17 protein-coding genes are annotated in these 17006 nt (G+C 33.9%); 6 read left to right on the top strand and 11 right to left on the bottom strand.

The window, feature by feature from the left end:
• Positions 1–195: 195 nt before the first annotated feature.
• From HMPREF2597_RS08775 to HMPREF2597_RS08765, 3 genes are read right to left on the bottom strand one after another with little or no spacing between them, the layout of a single operon-like run.
• Positions 196–573, bottom strand: a complete 378-nt coding sequence (locus HMPREF2597_RS08775) for a VOC family protein (RefSeq protein ID WP_002478576.1) — start codon at positions 571–573, stop codon at positions 196–198.
• A gap of 24 nt (positions 574–597) precedes the next feature.
• Positions 598–1416 carry an NmrA/HSCARG family protein gene (locus tag HMPREF2597_RS08770; RefSeq protein WP_002478575.1) on the bottom strand — a complete coding sequence of 273 codons (819 nt, stop codon included), beginning with the start codon at positions 1414–1416 and terminating at the stop codon, positions 598–600.
• A gap of 11 nt (positions 1417–1427) precedes the next feature.
• Positions 1428–1727 (bottom strand): DUF2316 family protein, encoded by a 300-nt coding sequence (locus tag HMPREF2597_RS08765; protein WP_002478574.1) that lies wholly within the window; start codon positions 1725–1727, stop codon positions 1428–1430.
• Between the two features lie 129 nt (positions 1728–1856).
• Here HMPREF2597_RS08765 and HMPREF2597_RS08760 point away from each other — a divergent pair, with 129 nt between their 5' ends.
• From HMPREF2597_RS08760 to HMPREF2597_RS08745, 4 genes are read left to right on the top strand one after another with little or no spacing between them, the layout of a single operon-like run.
• Entirely contained in the window at positions 1857–2414 is a 558-nt protein-coding gene (locus HMPREF2597_RS08760) for a TetR/AcrR family transcriptional regulator (protein WP_002460526.1), read from the top strand.
• Positions 2414–3118 carry an SDR family NAD(P)-dependent oxidoreductase gene (locus tag HMPREF2597_RS08755; protein WP_002478573.1) on the top strand — a complete coding sequence of 235 codons (705 nt, stop codon included), beginning with the start codon at positions 2414–2416 and terminating at the stop codon, positions 3116–3118. The genes HMPREF2597_RS08760 and HMPREF2597_RS08755 overlap by 1 nt, the downstream gene beginning before the upstream one ends.
• Before the next feature lie 31 nt (positions 3119–3149).
• A complete protein-coding gene (locus HMPREF2597_RS08750) occupies positions 3150–4151 on the top strand; it encodes an amidohydrolase family protein (RefSeq protein ID WP_002478572.1) in 1002 nt (333 codons plus the stop codon).
• Between the two features lie 45 nt (positions 4152–4196).
• Positions 4197–5033 carry an alpha/beta fold hydrolase gene (locus tag HMPREF2597_RS08745; RefSeq protein ID WP_070817273.1) on the top strand — a complete coding sequence of 279 codons (837 nt, stop codon included), beginning with the start codon at positions 4197–4199 and terminating at the stop codon, positions 5031–5033.
• Between the two features lie 360 nt (positions 5034–5393).
• Here the strand turns inward: HMPREF2597_RS08745 and HMPREF2597_RS08740 are convergent, their stop codons facing one another.
• A complete protein-coding gene (locus HMPREF2597_RS08740) occupies positions 5394–6248 on the bottom strand; it encodes a fructosamine kinase family protein (RefSeq protein ID WP_002478570.1) in 855 nt (284 codons plus the stop codon).
• 309 nt (positions 6249–6557) lie between these two features.
• On the opposite strand from HMPREF2597_RS08740, the gene HMPREF2597_RS08735 reads away from it, so the two are divergent.
• Complete coding sequence (locus HMPREF2597_RS08735) at positions 6558–7622, top strand: quinone-dependent dihydroorotate dehydrogenase (RefSeq protein WP_002460533.1); 1065 nt, start codon at positions 6558–6560, stop codon at positions 7620–7622.
• A 92-nt stretch (positions 7623–7714) separates the two neighbouring features.
• Here HMPREF2597_RS08735 and HMPREF2597_RS08730 read toward each other — a convergent pair whose 3' ends face one another.
• From HMPREF2597_RS08730 to HMPREF2597_RS08700, 7 genes are all read right to left on the bottom strand, one after another.
• Complete coding sequence (locus HMPREF2597_RS08730; RefSeq protein WP_002478569.1) at positions 7715–8437, bottom strand: epoxyqueuosine reductase QueH; 723 nt, start codon at positions 8435–8437, stop codon at positions 7715–7717.
• Between the two features lie 71 nt (positions 8438–8508).
• Positions 8509–9006, bottom strand: a complete 498-nt coding sequence (locus HMPREF2597_RS08725; RefSeq protein ID WP_002460536.1) for a hypothetical protein — start codon at positions 9004–9006, stop codon at positions 8509–8511.
• Positions 9007–9023: 17 nt separating this feature from the next.
• Entirely contained in the window at positions 9024–9524 is a 501-nt protein-coding gene (locus HMPREF2597_RS08720) for a hypothetical protein (RefSeq protein WP_002478568.1), read from the bottom strand.
• A gap of 188 nt (positions 9525–9712) precedes the next feature.
• Positions 9713–11314, bottom strand: coding sequence for an L-lactate permease (locus HMPREF2597_RS08715; protein ID WP_002478567.1), 1602 nt, complete (start codon positions 11312–11314; stop codon positions 9713–9715).
• Positions 11315–11331: 17 nt separating this feature from the next.
• Positions 11332–12036 carry an acetolactate decarboxylase gene (budA, locus tag HMPREF2597_RS08710; RefSeq protein ID WP_002460539.1) on the bottom strand — a complete coding sequence of 235 codons (705 nt, stop codon included), beginning with the start codon at positions 12034–12036 and terminating at the stop codon, positions 11332–11334.
• Between the two features lie 32 nt (positions 12037–12068).
• Positions 12069–13733 carry an acetolactate synthase AlsS gene (gene alsS / locus HMPREF2597_RS08705; RefSeq protein ID WP_002478566.1) on the bottom strand — a complete coding sequence of 555 codons (1665 nt, stop codon included), beginning with the start codon at positions 13731–13733 and terminating at the stop codon, positions 12069–12071.
• A 451-nt stretch (positions 13734–14184) separates the two neighbouring features.
• Positions 14185–15066 carry a cidABC operon transcriptional activator CidR gene (locus HMPREF2597_RS08700; protein WP_002460541.1) on the bottom strand — a complete coding sequence of 294 codons (882 nt, stop codon included), beginning with the start codon at positions 15064–15066 and terminating at the stop codon, positions 14185–14187.
• 456 nt (positions 15067–15522) lie between these two features.
• On the opposite strand from HMPREF2597_RS08700, the gene HMPREF2597_RS08695 reads away from it, so the two are divergent.
• On the top strand, positions 15523–16932 hold the full coding sequence (locus tag HMPREF2597_RS08695; RefSeq protein ID WP_225307320.1) for an APC family permease: 1410 nt from the start codon (positions 15523–15525) through the stop codon (positions 16930–16932).
• The last annotated feature ends 74 nt before the right edge of the window (positions 16933–17006 follow it).

Here is a 17006-nt window from a genome sequence, read left to right as displayed (position 1 = left end):
ACTAAATGAACGAGGTGCCTTATGTATAAAAGCTATCATATGATTCAATTTAAACTACCAAAACTACTAATAGAAGCTTTAATTTTAATCCGTTACATCAACAATCTATACTGCTTTTATTTTATCGCATATATACATCATCACTTTAATGATCTATAAATTACTGTTTAAACTTTACTCTATACATTCTTTTTGTTAACAAACTAAGAAATTATATTTATGACCATCTGGATCTGCAAACATTGCACCATAATAACCTTGATAGAAACCTGGTTTATCAATGATAGTCCCACCTGCTTGTTCAACCTTTTGTACTAATACATCTACTTCACTATTTGTCTTGACACCAAGAGAAATAATAACTTCATTAGGTTGCGCTAAAGTTTTATCATGAGTGATATTTTCGAAATGATTATTTTCAATCAGAATAACAATCGTTTCACCAATTGAAATACCTACCATCTTATCTAACATATCTGGATTTTTATTAATTTTAAATCCTAAATTTTCATAAAATTGCTCACTACGTTTTAAGTCTTTTACATGTAAATTAAACCACATTGATTGCATCATATACTTCACCTCATTTTTAAAATTTTAAAATCCAGCTTTATCTATCCACTGTTGTAATGATAATTGTTGTGGATTTATATTCTCCATTTGATTGAAATCAATTTCGTACCCTTTGTCTTCTAACCATTCTCGTTCAGCTGTACCACTTGAATATGAACCCTTAATTTGTGCTGGCTTCCCAGTCACTGTTGCAAATGTTTTAACAACTTCTTCTAATGTTCGTTCATCTGAAGCAATCTCGATAGCACGGTGATTAAACTGTTTTGTATTTTTAAAAATATGTGCTGCAATTTTTGCAATATCAATAGAAGAAATCATCGCAAATTTAACAGCTTTATTTATAAATTCTGGAATGTAAATGACTCCATCTTCTACAGTGATAATTCTCAAGAAATTATCCATAAAGAAAGCTGGCTTAATAATTGTATAATTTAATGGACTGTTTTGAAGTTCATTTTCAATCTGTGCTAATGCTTCAAAATGAGGGCCCGTACGATTACGATTCACACCGCCAGCTGTACTATAAATAATATGTTCAATACCTTGTTGATAAGCTGTATTAATTATCATTTTACCTTGGCGTATTTCTTCAGTCACATTATCGAGTATAATTGGCTGCACACTATAGACACCAAATTGATCTTCCATCGCTTGTTTTAAGCTATCTAGGTTCCCCAAATCCCCTTCAAAAATTTCTAAGTTTTTATGTTTAATTGTAGTAAGTTTGTCATTTTGTTTATTGCGTGTATAAGCACGGACTTGCCAGCCCTCATGTAATAATTGTTTGACTACAGCATTCCCTTGTTTACCTGTAGCTCCAATAACTAAAATACTTTTCTTCATCACTTATCTCCCTACTGTAAGAACCAGTAATCTTCTTTTTCACCTTTTAAATATGAATATGCTTTTGGCTCGTTACCATTTTGTCTTATATTTTCATTTATTAAATCACGCACATCCCAAACTAAGTGAATAAATGTATGTAATTTATTTCCAAAAATACCATTGGGTGCATGCATATCTAATACATTTCTTACTTCAGCTGCAGAAATATTTAATGTCTGTGCAAGTGCTTCAATAGTTAGTGTTGATTGATGAAAATGTGCTTTAAGTTCAGCGCTCGTCACGCGTCTTTGTTCTTTATTTAATGACAATACTCATCACCCTTTTCTAAAATTCAATGCGTTTAAACCTAAATTATTGAACTTCTAATTAATACGCTTTATAATAAACGGAGCATTATCCGTTTGTCAATAATAAAAATTTTTAATGAGGTGACATGATTGCGTAAAGATGCACTTAAAAATCGACAGCGTATAGAATCCAAGGCACTTGAATTATTTAATGCAGAAGGTGTTGAACATATCAGTATGAATCGCATTGCTAAAGAATTAAATATCGGTATGGGCACACTCTATCGCCATTTCAAAGATAAAGGTGATTTATGTTATCACATCATTGAACATGATTTTGATGATATTATGCAAGATATGTTAACCATTAAACAACAATACACGTCAGCACGTGATATTATGCAATATTCACTTGATATATTTTTAGCTTTTAAAACGGATAAAAGTGATTTACTCAATTGTATTGAAGGCAACGACAACACTAAATTATTCCGTGATAGTAACTTTTTCAAAAATTTGAATCAATTTTACTTTGAGTTATTTTATGATTACAACGATACATCATGGGCTATATTCAAAACAGATATGTTTTTAAAATCATTAACAACCACAACGTTTGAATTTCAAAAATCTGAACGACAATTATCGAACGAAACATTTCGCGATAACTTAATTAAATTATATTTACCTAACGAGGTGACAAAATAATGGAAAGAATTGTATTAATCACTGGCGGCAATAAAGGATTAGGTTTTGAAACAGCGAAAGTTTTACAACAAAAAGGCTACAACGTGTATATAGGTTCACGCGATGCTGAACGTGGACGACAAGCTGCAGATGAACTCGGTGTCAAGTACGTCCAACTTGATGTTACAGATGATATTTCCATTCAACAAGCATATCTTCAAATTCAAGATAGAGAAGGACGCCTAGATATTTTAATCAACAATGCTGGAATTTCAGGTGGCTTCAAAAAACCTGCAGATTTGACTGTTAATGACGTGCAACAAGTCTACAATACAAATGTCTTTGGCATTGTACGTATGATGCATACTTTTATCCCACTCCTTGAAAAGTCAGAACAACCTGTCGTAGTCAATGTTAGCAGCGGTTTAGGTTCATTTGGTATGGTAACCAATCCAAACACACAAGAATCAAAAGTGAACTCCTTAGCATACTGTTCATCTAAATCTGCGGTGACAATGATAACATTGCAATATGCAAAAGGCCTTCCACATATACAAATTAACGCAGCAGATCCTGGCTCAACGAATACTGATTTGGTGGGAGACTTTAGTAACAATGCAAAACCTGCTTCAGAAGGGATTATTCCTATCGTAAAACTTGCAACAATTGATAAAGATGGTCCAACTGGTACATTTATTGATAGCAACGGCTCAATGCCCTGGTAGAATTAATCATTTTTTATAGGAAGCTTTTAAATTGAAAAGCATTAATTTTGAAGAACATTATGTTATTGAGGATATTCAACAAGAAACAATGAAATATATGTCACCAGATCCAAATGGTGTACCGCTAAAAACGATGCTTGACGGACTTGCACTAAAATCGGGTTTCACAGATGCCGATAAACTGTCTTATCACGATAAACGCATTGGTTTTATGGATAAACATGATGTTCAAATGCAAGTTTTATCGTATGGCAATGGTTCACCTTCAAATTTACAAGGAGAACGTGCTATTGAGTTATGTCAACAAGCAAATGATACCCTAGCAGATTATATTAAACAATATCCTGAGCGTTTTGTTGGCTTTGCAACATTACCGATTAATGAACCTGAAGCAGCAATTGAAGAACTTAAACGTTGTATAACAGAACTTGGCTTTAAAGGTGCGCTTATAATGGGACACCCTAATGGCGGATTCTTAAATCAAGATGCGTACGAAGGTCTGTTCGCTGCAGCAGAAGAATTAAATGCACCGATATACCTACACCCTTCACCTGTACAAAGTGATGTTTATCAAGCTTACTACAAAGGAAACTATCCAGAGGTCACTGCAGCAACATTTGCATGTTTCGGATATGGCTGGCATGTAGATGTAGGTATTCATGCCATTCATCTCGTACTATCTGGCATATTTGACCGATATCCTAATTTAAATATCATTATCGGGCATTGGGGAGAGTTTATTCCTTTCTTTTTAGAACGCATGGATACCATACTAGTTGCTGAGCATTTGGCACATCCGATTAGCTATTATTTTAAAAACAATTTCTATATTACACCAAGCGGTATGCTAACTAAACCACAATTTGATTTAGTCAAAGCTGAACTAGGTGTAGACAGAATACTCTATTCAGCGGACTATCCATATGTTGAACCTGAAGAATTAGGTACTTTTTTAAGTGATTTAGGTTTAACTAAAGAAGAACAAGAGAAAATTAGTTATACAAATGGTGCTAAATTATTAGGCATAGAATAATTTATATTAGATATAAAACTATAGATTAATTTGGAGGGTTTATATATGGAAACATTAAAATTACAAGGTGCTAAATTACGCTATCATAAAGTGGGCAACGGTCCTTTACTTATTTTGATACCTGGTGCAAATGGTACAGGTGATATCTTTATGCCACTCGCGCAACAGTTAAAAGATACTTTCACAATAGTGGCTGTTGATCGTCGTGGTTATGGAGAAAGTGAATTGACAGAACCTCTACCTGATGAAACAATTAATCCTAATAGTCGCTACCGTATTAAACGCGACGCACAAGATATTGCCGAATTAGCAAAATCACTTAGTAATGAACCCGTCTACATTTTAGGTTCAAGTTCCGGTTCAATTGTTGCCATGCATGTGTTAAAAGATTACCCTGACATCGTTAAACGTATTGCATTTCACGAGCCTCCTATTAACACCTTCTTACCAGATGCTAAATATTGGCAAGATAAAAATGCTGAAATCATTGATGTTGCAATAAATGAAGGCATGCCTCAAGCGATGAAATTATTTGGTGAAACGCTGCATATTAGCCAATTAGATGCTGAATATATGTCTAAACCTGCACAATCATCAGATGATGCTGAAAGCAAAAAAGTATTCGAACAAATGATGAATTGGTTTAAATATGAAATACGACAATATACAGAATCCGATATTTCTATTGAAGATTTCAGCAAACATAAAGAACTTATTACATTATTAAATGGCACTGATTCAAAAGGTTCATTCCCTCAAGACGTAAACTTCTATATTTCTAAACATACCGGAATCGACATTATTGATATTCCAGGTGGTCATTTAGGTTACGCACAAAAACCTGAAGGCTTTGCGAATGTCTTACGTGAAATGTGGGGCTAAGCACGGCAATAATAGTCCAGTGTTTAAATTATGAAACAGACTAAGTTTTCATTCTTGAAAATATACTAAAATAAAAATCTGAGACAAAAATATCTCTGATAAGCTAAAGAAAGGGACGGGACAGAATTCATTATGAATTCTTAGTCTCGCCCGGCAAGGTTGACTAGGATTGAAAAAGCTTGCTAAAAGCGTATATTTTCCACAGTCAACTACTGCCAATATAGAGTTCATAACTTAAAACATAATTATGTCCGAGTCTCTTTTTCATTATCCGCTATGAATTTAACAATATCATTTACATATCAACAATATCATTAATTAGAAATTAAAATAGATATTGCCATTGATTGTTGAAGTTGTCTACTTTAATATTTCAGCCATTGAGCGATTCACACTATTCGCATACATTCCACCAAATTTTAATAAATGAACCATAAATAAATATAATCTGTAAAATTCCAACCGTTTTTCTGCACCTTTTGCCATAGGATAGTGTTTGGCATATTCATCATAAAATTCATCCGTAAAACCCCCGAAAACTGTTGTGATGCCTAAATCGAACTCTCTATCTCCATATAACGGTGCTGGATCAAAGAGCGCAGGACGTCCATCAGTTAAAAACATATAATTGCCACCCCATAAATCTCCATGTAAGAGTGATGGCTTACTTTGATGTGCTTCTAACTCATTAATCATCACCATGCGTACTTGTTGATACACCTTATCGTCTTCTTCATTCCATAATCCTTTGTGCATGAGCTCGTCACGTAAATGATCCATACGACGTGCCACAAAAAGTTCTATCCACGAATCCGTCCAAGAATTGTCAAATGAAATATCGCCACCTTCATGAGGTAAATCAAACCCAAATTGGCCATTAGATTGTTGTTCACTATGCATTTTAGCCACTAATTGACCTAATTCACGCTGACTCCCTGTACGCCCTTCATCTAAATAACTCAAAATTAAAAAAGCATCTCCATTAATGCTGCCATTATCTATTACACGTGGCGCTGTAATGTCTGCAGCTTCGAAAGCATTGAGTCCTGCTATTTCAGCTGCATAAAATGATTGATCGCGATTGCGTTGTACAAGTAAGAAATACGTACTATCTTTTGTCGTCACTTTAAATGCCTCATTCACATCCCCACCACTTACAGGTGCCACATCTCGAATATTATCTAAAGGTAATTGATCTATCCATTGTTGATTCATATACATACTCCTTTCGTTTATATCCTATTTCCTTTTTTGTGCCTTCTCAATCACCGTACTACTCTATAAAGTCATACCCTTTCGATTTAACTTTACCTCATTTGAAAGTTTTTATTGTAAAAAATACATTTTTTATTCTCTTTTTAATAATGTATCAAACATTTGAAAAAATCATGGCAAAGTATTGAACTTCTATATTTTGGCTTTGAAAAACAAACATAAAGTGCTAGTCTATTATAGAAAATGTTATTTTCAATGCTATTAATTGAGGATAGAAAGCCTCAAATACAATGAAAAAGGAGCATTACTATGTACAAATTAATCAAACCCCTGTTATTTAAAATTGAGCCGGAGAAAGCCCATGGTTTAACTATTGACGCGCTCAAACTTTTACAAAAAGCACCATTTATCTTTCCTATTGTCAAAAAACTTTTCGTGTACGAAGATCCCTCATTGAAACAAACGATCCAAGGTAATACTTACGACAATCCTGTAGGTCTAGCACCTGGCTTCGACAAATCATGTGAAGTGCCTAAAGCTTTAGAATACCTTGGTTTTGGAGCCTTAGAACTTGGTGGCATCACACCGAAACCTCAAGATGGTAACCCGAAACCACGAATGTATCGTTTACTCGAAGATGATGCCTTAATCAACCGCATGGGTTTTAATAATATCGGGATGAATCGTGCTTTATTTAATATACGCCGTCATGCTTATTCTATTCCTGTAGGTTTAAATGTAGGTGTTAATAAGACAACTCCTTATGAAGAACGTGATCAGGACTATATCAAAGTCATGGATACATTTAAGGCAGATGTTGACTTTTTTACCGTAAATATCAGCTCACCTAACACAGAAAATTTACAAAGCTTCCACGATAAAGATGAATTTACAATGCTATGCAACGCATTAAAGGAATTTAAAGCTCAAACAGATATTCAAGTTCCTATCTATTTAAAATTAACTTCAGATTTAAATTTAGATGATTTTAAAAATATATTACCTTCAATTACAGAAACATTTGATGGAATGATTTTAGCGAATACAACACGACGTCGAGAAGGCTTATCTTCTGATAATAAAAACGAAGAAGGCGGCTTGAGTGGTAGACCATTATTCAAACGTAATTTAGAGCTTGTCAAATGGGCATATCAACAAACAAAAGGTCAATTTCTAATCATTGGTACAGGTGGTATCTTTAGCACAGATGATGCCATTCAAATGATGCGCAATGGTGCTTCCCTAATACAAATTTATTCATCATTAGTGATTGAAGGCCCCGGCTTAACTAAAAAAATCAATAAAGGCATCGCTCAATATTTAACTAAAAATAATTATACAAATGTTAAAGATATCATTGGCTTAGATGCCTAAAATTTAAAATCAGCAATATTTATCGGGAATCGAGACAAATACTGCTGATTTTTCTTTATTTTGATTAAAACTCAACTTGGTATCAATTCACTCTAAGATTGATACTGTTCTAAAAAAACTTTAGCCTCTTTATTAACTTCTTTAAAATCAATGCCTTGACGCATTGCAGCAAAGACACAACCACAATAACATTGTCGATAAACGTTATAATCTCTACACATTTCCAATGACCGTTCATATCCTTTATTCTTTTTAAAGTCACTTGGTAAATAGTACACATCATAGGCTTCTTGTACTTTCATGCCTAATTCATTAATTAATTGCGCGTTTTTCTTAGGTGACAACGTTAATGCACTACCAAAATAATTATAGCCAAACCGCTGTGCTGCATCGGCAACAAGATCTAAACGCATTTCAAAACATGCTGAGCATCTCAATCCGCCTTCTGGTTCATCCATTAAGCCACGTGATTTAGCCATTTTCATAAACGTTTGTGGTTCATATGGCGCTTCAATATATTGAACATGATTGCCAGTCCGTTCATTAAAATCTGCAATAAATTGTTCTTGTACTTTCGCACGTCTTAAATATTCATTTTTAGGATGAATATTGGGATTAGCAAAATAAACACCAATATCTGCAAATTGCGTTAAATATTCTAACGTATACGTGCTACATGGCGCACAACAGCTATGTAACAAAATTTTCGGTTTTTGCTCCGCACGCTTCCATTGCTGTATTAACTTTTTCAAGACACGGTCATAGTTAATTTTTTGATTTTTCATTTTTAATACAATTGGTTCAGCATCTATCATAAAAAGCCTCTCTCGTTCTTTAAAATATAGTTTAATTATATAATATCGAACACGAGAAAGGCATACAATATTTAATATTCTTTTTTTATTTTGACGACTCTCATAATATACATCAAGATACCCATCACAATACCACCAACGATATAATTAATTGGGTTTCCACCATAGGTCTTTATCCCACCTACGGCATCAAATAATAAATCTAGTCCAAAAAGAGCTAAACCAAAATAAATAGCAAATCCTATACAAATTACAGCATATTTCTTAATTAAGTGACGATATTCAGCCTTAGAATTAACTCGCGAATGGTCTAAACCACCTTTTCCCATTATGACTAAAGAAATTATGTTTAAACCAAAAAATAAAATAAATACAGCAACATGTGTCATCATTATTTGTTGTGTGTGTATTATATCTATCACGCTTAATAAAAGTAGCAATGCTATTAATATTGTAGTAATCATGTACATATTAGCTAAACGCTCATTCAATTGAATTTTTTCGCGTTCATCTTTGTCAGTTGAGCTATTCGTAAACCACTTAATTAAAAAGTCATTTAAACGTGACAACGTCCTTCACCTCTATATTAATAATCCTTACGAACTTTAGATTTAGCAAAGAAATATGCAAGTACACCAAATACTAGTCCCGGCAAGATATTCTTACTTACAGCAAACCATACCGTTACATCCGTATCGTTAAAAAAGCGAAATACCATGTCAAATAACGTTGTTAAAGCTCCAAAAAAGAACCCTCCAACTACACTTTGTCGTTTTAATTTTTTAATGAGCTGGACATATTCTTTATCAGAATAAACGGTTAAATCGTCTAATTTTTCTTTTCGCATTAATACGAGAGTTTGAATATTGATAATTAAAAATACAATCGTGATTGCCATAGTTAGCACTGAAATGGTGTCATGCATCGCATCTAAAATGACACCTAATAGCAATAAACAAAATAATAAAACATATGCCGTTAGAAATACAGTCGTAAATTTAGCATTGATTATGGCAATTTCACGTTCATCTTTGTCACCTATCGTACCAAGAAGACTATTAATCATTTTATTTTTGAATTTGTTCATATGCTTACTCACCCTTATTTATTATCCTATGTGTCAAATATAACCGACATCGTTAAGTATGTCAAATATAAATGACACTATTATTAAATAATAATTTGCATTTTCTTCTTCCATTACATGATATTAACTTGAATAAGCTAAAAAACAGCTATCTGATCTACATCGTGTCAGATAGCTGTTACTATATTTTAAACAAATAGGCTCAACATAAATGTCCAAATACAAGCAAAGATAAGTAAACCTATACTAAAACGCATAGCCATTTTCATCAATTCAGACTCTTTACCGACTTTATTAACAGCCGCTGTGGCTATAGCAATTGATTGAGGAGATACTATTTTAGCTGTAACTCCACCAGCGACGTTAGCCGCAACTAAGAGCGAGCCTTTTGTACCTATTTGTGTTGCTACAGAAGCTTGAATAGGTGCAAATAATGAGTTGTTATTCACCACTGAACCAGTCATAAACACACCAATCCACCCTAGGACTGGAGATAGCAATGGGAATATTGCACCTGTTTTAGCAATACCTTGACCCATAGCGTTACTCAAACCGCCATATGTCGTAATTTTAGAGACAGCCAAGATAAAGCAAATTGTTAATACAGAAACCCACAATTCTTTAACTGTCACTCCTAAAAGTTTGCCTGCAGTTTTAAACGACATGTGCTTAGCAATTAAGATGGTAATGATAGCCGTAACTAATATTGCAGTACCAGTTTGTGCAATAAAGTTAAACGTCAAAACATTGGGATGATGTGTCACATTATTCATCGTACCTGGAGCATTGAAGTTAACAACAAGGGCACTTAGTGCACCACCTTTTTCAAATAGTGCTTTAAATGCTGGTAAGCTCCATACCATAACAATAACGGTCAATATAATGAAAGGACTCCATCCATAGACAATTTGCTTAATTGAATGTTTCTCAACCTTGCCGACCGCTTCATTATCTTCAAGTCTAAAGATATTTTTAGGTTGAAATTTACGTGAGAATAATGCAAGTGCAACCATAGCACCTAAGCCTGGGATGATATCAGCTAACTCAGGGCCAGCAAATGCTGCAATCAATACTTGTAAACCGGTAAATACAGATGCGGCTATTAATGTAGCTGGAAACGTTTCTTTAACACCTTTGAGACCATCAATAATAAACATTAATAAAAACGGTACAAAGAAACTAATCAAACCTAATGTTAAATTACCAATTAATGCAACTTGTGATGCTTTAACACCACCTGCTAAATTTAGTGTATCTGTAATCGCAATAGGAATACCAACAGCACCATAAGCACCAGCTGCTGCATTAGCAACTAGACAATACATAGCTGCTGGCAATGCTTTGAAACCTAGTTGCATTAACAATACGGCACAAATGGCAATCGGTACACCGAATCCAGCTGCACCTTCTAAAAACCCATTAAATAAGTAACCAATAAGCAGTAATTGAATACGTTGGTCTTGTGAAATACTTGCAATACTATCTTGGACAATATTAAATTGTCCACTTTCAGTTGCAATTTTATAAAGCCATACCGCCATAATAACAATAAAGCCAATTGGTATAATACCTTGATAAAATCCTTCAAATGTTGCGCCTCCTGCAATACGTGCAGGTAATTTGAAGCATATCATTGCTACCAATGCAGTGACAATCAGTGTTGTCAATGCCGCATAAACGCCTTTCATTTTAAATACTGTTAAACACAGCAGGAATAAAATAATAGGCACTGCCGCTACAATTGCTGAAATCAGCATATTATTAAACGGATTGAAACTTTCAACTAACATCTTAAATCGCGACTCCTTTATTCTGCTTCTCTAATTTCGTCGGCGACATCACCATAGTCTATTTCTGTTTCAGTGAACGTCTTGTTGTTAATTGGAAAGTGTTGTTCAAACGTTTCAAAGTTTTGAATTTCTACAGTAACATCATCCACGATAAAGTCTAATACATGTCCACCCAAATTGCGGTCATCATTTGCAAAATGGATATGGAAACCTGCAGAACCAATACCATGGAATAATTCTGGCGTATAGAATCCAATTATTGTACCTTTAATATTTTCTGCTGTTTCTTCTGGTTGTCTACGTGCAGAATCAATTAACCGTGTATAAGGTGGTTCCTGTTTAGGCATCATTCGAACATGCATTTTTTTAAATGTACCACTAATTTTCACTGCTGAAAACATGTTTTTACTTAACATATGTGATTCAACTTCATTTAATACTTCTTCAGAAGATTTATCGCTTGTTTGATATGTTTCATCCGCTTCAAAATGTGTAATCGTTGCGTAAGGTGTTTTTTCATCACCTTTAAGTTTGGTAAATTCTTTGTATTCATTGGCATGGAAAGCCTCTCCATTTAAGAAGATAACTTCTCCATTTGAACCAGTTAAAGTGGCTAGTCCTGAATCTCCGTGTTTTAATAGTTCATCAATTGTTGCAGTTCCTTCTAATAAACCTGCCATTAATGTGCCTAATGTGCCGTGCTGATATAATACATGACTCATTACTGTATTCACTCCTATTTATATGTTTAAATTTAGTTTAATGAATCTGGTAATACATTTGTTGAAAGTTTAATATTATCTTGATAGTTTACAGGAATATCAATTAATACAGGTCCTTCAGTTTCATAACCTTCTTTAATTGCTGCTTCTAATTCTTCTTGAGTTGTAACGCGCATACCTTTTGCTCCCATTGATTCTGCATATTTAACATAATCAACAGGTCCAAATTCTACACCTGCAGAACGTTTATATTTCATTTCTTCTTGGAATTCTACCATGTTATATTTACCATCATTCCAAATTAATTGGATGATGTTTAATTTTTTACGTACAGCTGTTTCAAGATCTTGTCCTGAGAATAAGAAACCACCATCGCCAGCAACTGAAACTACTTGCGTATTAGGTCGTACTAATGCAGCAGCAATTGCCCATGGTAAAGCAACACCAAGTGTTTGCATACCATTACTAAACAACAAATGTCTTGGGTTATAGCTTCTAAATTTACGTGCCATCCAAATATAGTGACTACCTACGTCTACAGTAACTGTAGTATCATCTGAAAGTGATTTTTGCATCGTTTCGATAATTTCTAATGGATGTAACACTCCATCAACATGTGTACATTTAATACCTGATGTTTCAATAACTTCTGCTCTTAATTTTTCCAAGTCATTTAAATGTTTGTCATCAATAATTGGTGCATCAATATTTTCAGATATAAGCTCAATTGTACCTGCAATATTACCTATTAATTCTTTTTCAGGACGTAAATGGTTCGTTATTTCAGCAGCAACTTCATCAATATTGATAATTTCAGTATCTAATTCGTGATTCCAGTTACTCGCTTCATATTCAATTGGATCATAACCAATAGTGACAACTAAGTCTGCTTTTTTCAATAATTGGTCACCAACTTGGTTGCGGAACAATCCTACTCTACCGAAGAAGTGATTTTCTAAATCTCTACTAATGACTCCGGCACCTTGGAATGTTTCAACGACTGGAAGATTGGATTTTTCTACTAAGTGACGGATTGCTTCTGTTTCTGCTTCACTTGAACTTCTCATACCAGCTAGTAACACTGGAAACTTAGCATTGCTGATTTTAGTGATAACATCTTTAATATCTTGAAGACTTGGAACACCTAGAGTTGGTTTTTGGCATAATGCTATCGCTTTATTATTAACTGGTGATTGAATGACATCTTGAGGAATACTAATAAAAGTCGCGCCATTTTTACCTGAAGTTGCTGTTCGGATTGCATTTGTCATAACTTCAGATAATGACTCAGGATCTTGAACCTCAGCGCTATATTTTGTAGATGATTTTAAAAGATCTACATTATCTACTGCTTGATGAGTGAGACGTAATAAATCATTACGTTTAACTTGACCGCCAATAGCTAAGACAGGATCACCTTCAGATGTTGCTGTTAAAAGTCCTGTTGTTAAGTTACTTACCCCTGGTCCACTTGTTACAAGAGCGACACCAGGTTTTCCTGTAATACGTCCAATACCTTGCGCCATCATAGCTGCATTTTGTTCGTGTCTTGTAACAATTAATTCTGGTCCATCATCTTCTAATGCATTAAATAAGTAGTCAATTTTAGCACCTGGAATACCAAACACATAATCTACATTATTATTTTTCAACGTATCAATAACCATATCTGCTGCTGAGTAATTTTTTTTAGTCATTTTATATCCATATCCTTTCGATAATTAACAAATTTTCACACTGCTGCACACTTAGATAAAAAGAAGTCAATTGCATGTTCAATTTTTTTAGGAAAAGAGGGAAAGACAGTGAACAGTGCATGACTTCTTTAATATCAAAATGCCTTGTCATTCATTGTTGTGTGAAATCCGCTCAAGCGTTCAAAATTGGACTATTTGGGATAATACTCCGAGTTGGGCTAGAACTCTTTCATATAATCAGTACACTTAAAGCATAACTGCCTTAAATAACTTACTACTAGACAATCATTTCTTTACTATATGAAAAATATTTTGAATCACTTGCAACTTCATTACGTTATTCATTATATTACGGTTGAACGTATTAATAAAATACATATTTTCGATTGCAAGTATTCCAAAAAGGAATACATCTATAAAACATCGTATTCCAAGTTATCTCTAAAATTTATTACTTTGGACTTAAATGGCCTATGGTTTGAATCCATTCTCGAGTGACATGCGATAAGTAAGTATCTTTGCGCCAAATAACACCTAAGTGCCAAGATAATCGTGCGTTTTCTAATTTTAAAGCTGTAACCTCATCTCCCATCATATTGTATAAACTTTGAGGAACAACACTGATGCCTAATCCCTGACTAATCATATTTTCAATAAAGTTAATCTGTGAAATATTAGCAACTGTTTTAGGATAAAAGCCAATGCGTTTACAATTTTCAATAATTTGATCTTTCAAATAGAAATCATCATGAAAAAGTATAAATTCTTCATCTTCCAACTCGGCAAAATCTACTTTCGTGCGCTGCGACAAGGGGTGCGCTTTACTGACGACTAGCAATAATTCTTCGTCATAAAGTGAATATGAATGATAAACACTTGAATCTACAGGTAGTGTGGTAATACCGATGTCAATTTCATCGTTGTCAATATTATGTTCTACCACTTTACCACCTCCTTCAATCACTTCGTATGTTACTTTAGGATATTGTTGATGAAATTGGTTAAGACTATCGGTGAACATTTGAACATTCATCATCGGTGATAGGCCAATACGAATATGACCTTTCTGTAGATTGACAACGTCATTCATTTCTAATGATAACTTTTCAAAAAGTGCTAAAAACTCTAAACTATTATCATAAAATGTTTGACCAATATCTGTTAGTTTAATTTGCTTTTGTGAGCGATCAAACAAAGTGATATTATATTCATTTTCAATACTTTTAATTGCCTTGCTTATCGTTGATTGTGCAATATAAAGGTGTTCAGAAGCTTGCGTCATTCCGCCTTGTCGAACCACCTCGACAAAATACTTTATCTGTTTAATTTCCATATTCTTCCACGACCTATATTAGTTTATTTGCTTTTATTGTAGAAATTAGATTTAGGAATATCAATCCTAACTAGGCTTTTCAATAATATTGTAACAATTAATGTTGTTATAATCCTAAATCTTTCATCTTCCATTCCTATGCAATTCTTATTATTATTTTTTAAAAAATTTATAATAATGGCAATTTTTCTCTTAAAAGATAGATGTACCAAAATAGCCACTTACATTATGCTTTAAGTCTGCTATAATCTATTTTATCGTATAAATTTATCGTATATCCGCTTTAAAAAGTAAGAAAAATGAAATTTTTCAGAATTTTTAGACTATGGTCGGTGATTTTATGATATGATGTTAATTATTAAAATATCACATTTAAATATAGATTATTATTAACTGTGGAGGTTAATTGCTATGTCAAGTTTTTTCAAAACTATTACTCGTAAATAGAATCCTACGATTTATCAAAATAAAGATGGTCATTTAAAACGTACCTTACGTGTTAGAGATTTCCTAGCGCTTGGTGTAGGTACAATTGTTTCGACTTCTATCTTTACATTACCGGGAATTGTTGCGGCCGAACATGCTGGTCCTGCTGTTGCCTTATCATTTTTAATCGCTGCAATAGTAGCTGGACTTGTCGCATTTACATATGCCGAAATGTCTTCTGCCATGCCATTTGCTGGCTCAGCTTATTCATGGGTTAACGTATTATTTGGTGAGTTCTTTGGTTGGGTTGCAGGTTGGGCACTATTAGCAGAATACTTTATCGCTGTTGCCTTTGTGGCTTCTGGTTTCTCTGCTAACTTACGTGGACTGATTTCACCATTAGGTATTAAATTACCTACATCATTATCAGCTCCATTTGGTGCAAATGGTGGTATTATTGATATCATCGCTGCGGTCGTTATTATTTTAACAGCATTGCTCTTATCAAGAGGTATGACAGAAGCAGCACGCATTGAAAACATTCTAGTAGTTCTTAAAATTTTTGCAATATTGTTATTTGTTGTTGTAGGCTTAACAGCATTACATGTACAGAACTACATTCCATTTATTCCAGAACATAAAGTAACAGATACAGGTGACTTTGGAGGTTGGCAAGGTGTTTATGCTGGTGTATCTATGATTTTCTTAGCTTATATTGGCTTTGACTCAATCGCAGCGAACTCAGCAGAAGCAATTAACCCATCAAAAACAATGCCAAGAGGTATTTTAGGTTCATTAGTAGTCGCTATTATTCTTTTCGTTGCTGTAGCACTTGTGCTCGTAGGTATGTTCCATTATTCACAATATGCTAATAATGCTGAACCTGTTGGCTGGGCATTACGTCAAAGTGGTCATGGCGTTGTTGCAGCAATTGTACAAGGTATTTCTGTTATCGGTATGTTTACTGCATTGATTGGTATGATGTTGGCTGGATCACGTTTACTATACTCATTTGGACGCGATGGTTTATTGCCATCTTGGTTAGCGAAATTAAATCATAAACATTTGCCTAATCGTTCTTTAATTATCTTGACTATCATTGTAGTCATTATCGGTTCAATGTTCCCATTCGCATTCTTGGCACAATTGATTTCAGCTGGATCACTTGTTGCATTTATGTTTGTATCTATCGCAATGTATCGTTTACGTAAACGCGAAGGTAATGACTTACCCGTACCAGGTTTTAAAGTACCTTTATATCCTGTTTTACCGGCAATTACTTTTGTTTTAGTATTTTTAGTATTTTGGGGATTAAGCTATGAAGCTAAACTATATACATTAATTTGGTTTGTAGTCGGTATTGTTATTTATCTTTTCTATGGCGTGCGTCATTCTAAGAAAAATGAAGAACCAGAATATATCGTGCCAAAGCAAAAATAACATAACCATTATAAAAAAGCTGGATATAAATTCTAAAATAATAGGGAGCGGAACAGAATTCATTATGAATTCGT

Origin of the sequence: Staphylococcus sp. HMSC063A07, assembly GCF_001836955.1 — a bacterium.
Taxonomy (GTDB): domain Bacteria; phylum Bacillota; class Bacilli; order Staphylococcales; family Staphylococcaceae; genus Staphylococcus; species Staphylococcus lugdunensis.
This window is presented reverse-complemented; position numbering and strand designations above follow the sequence as displayed.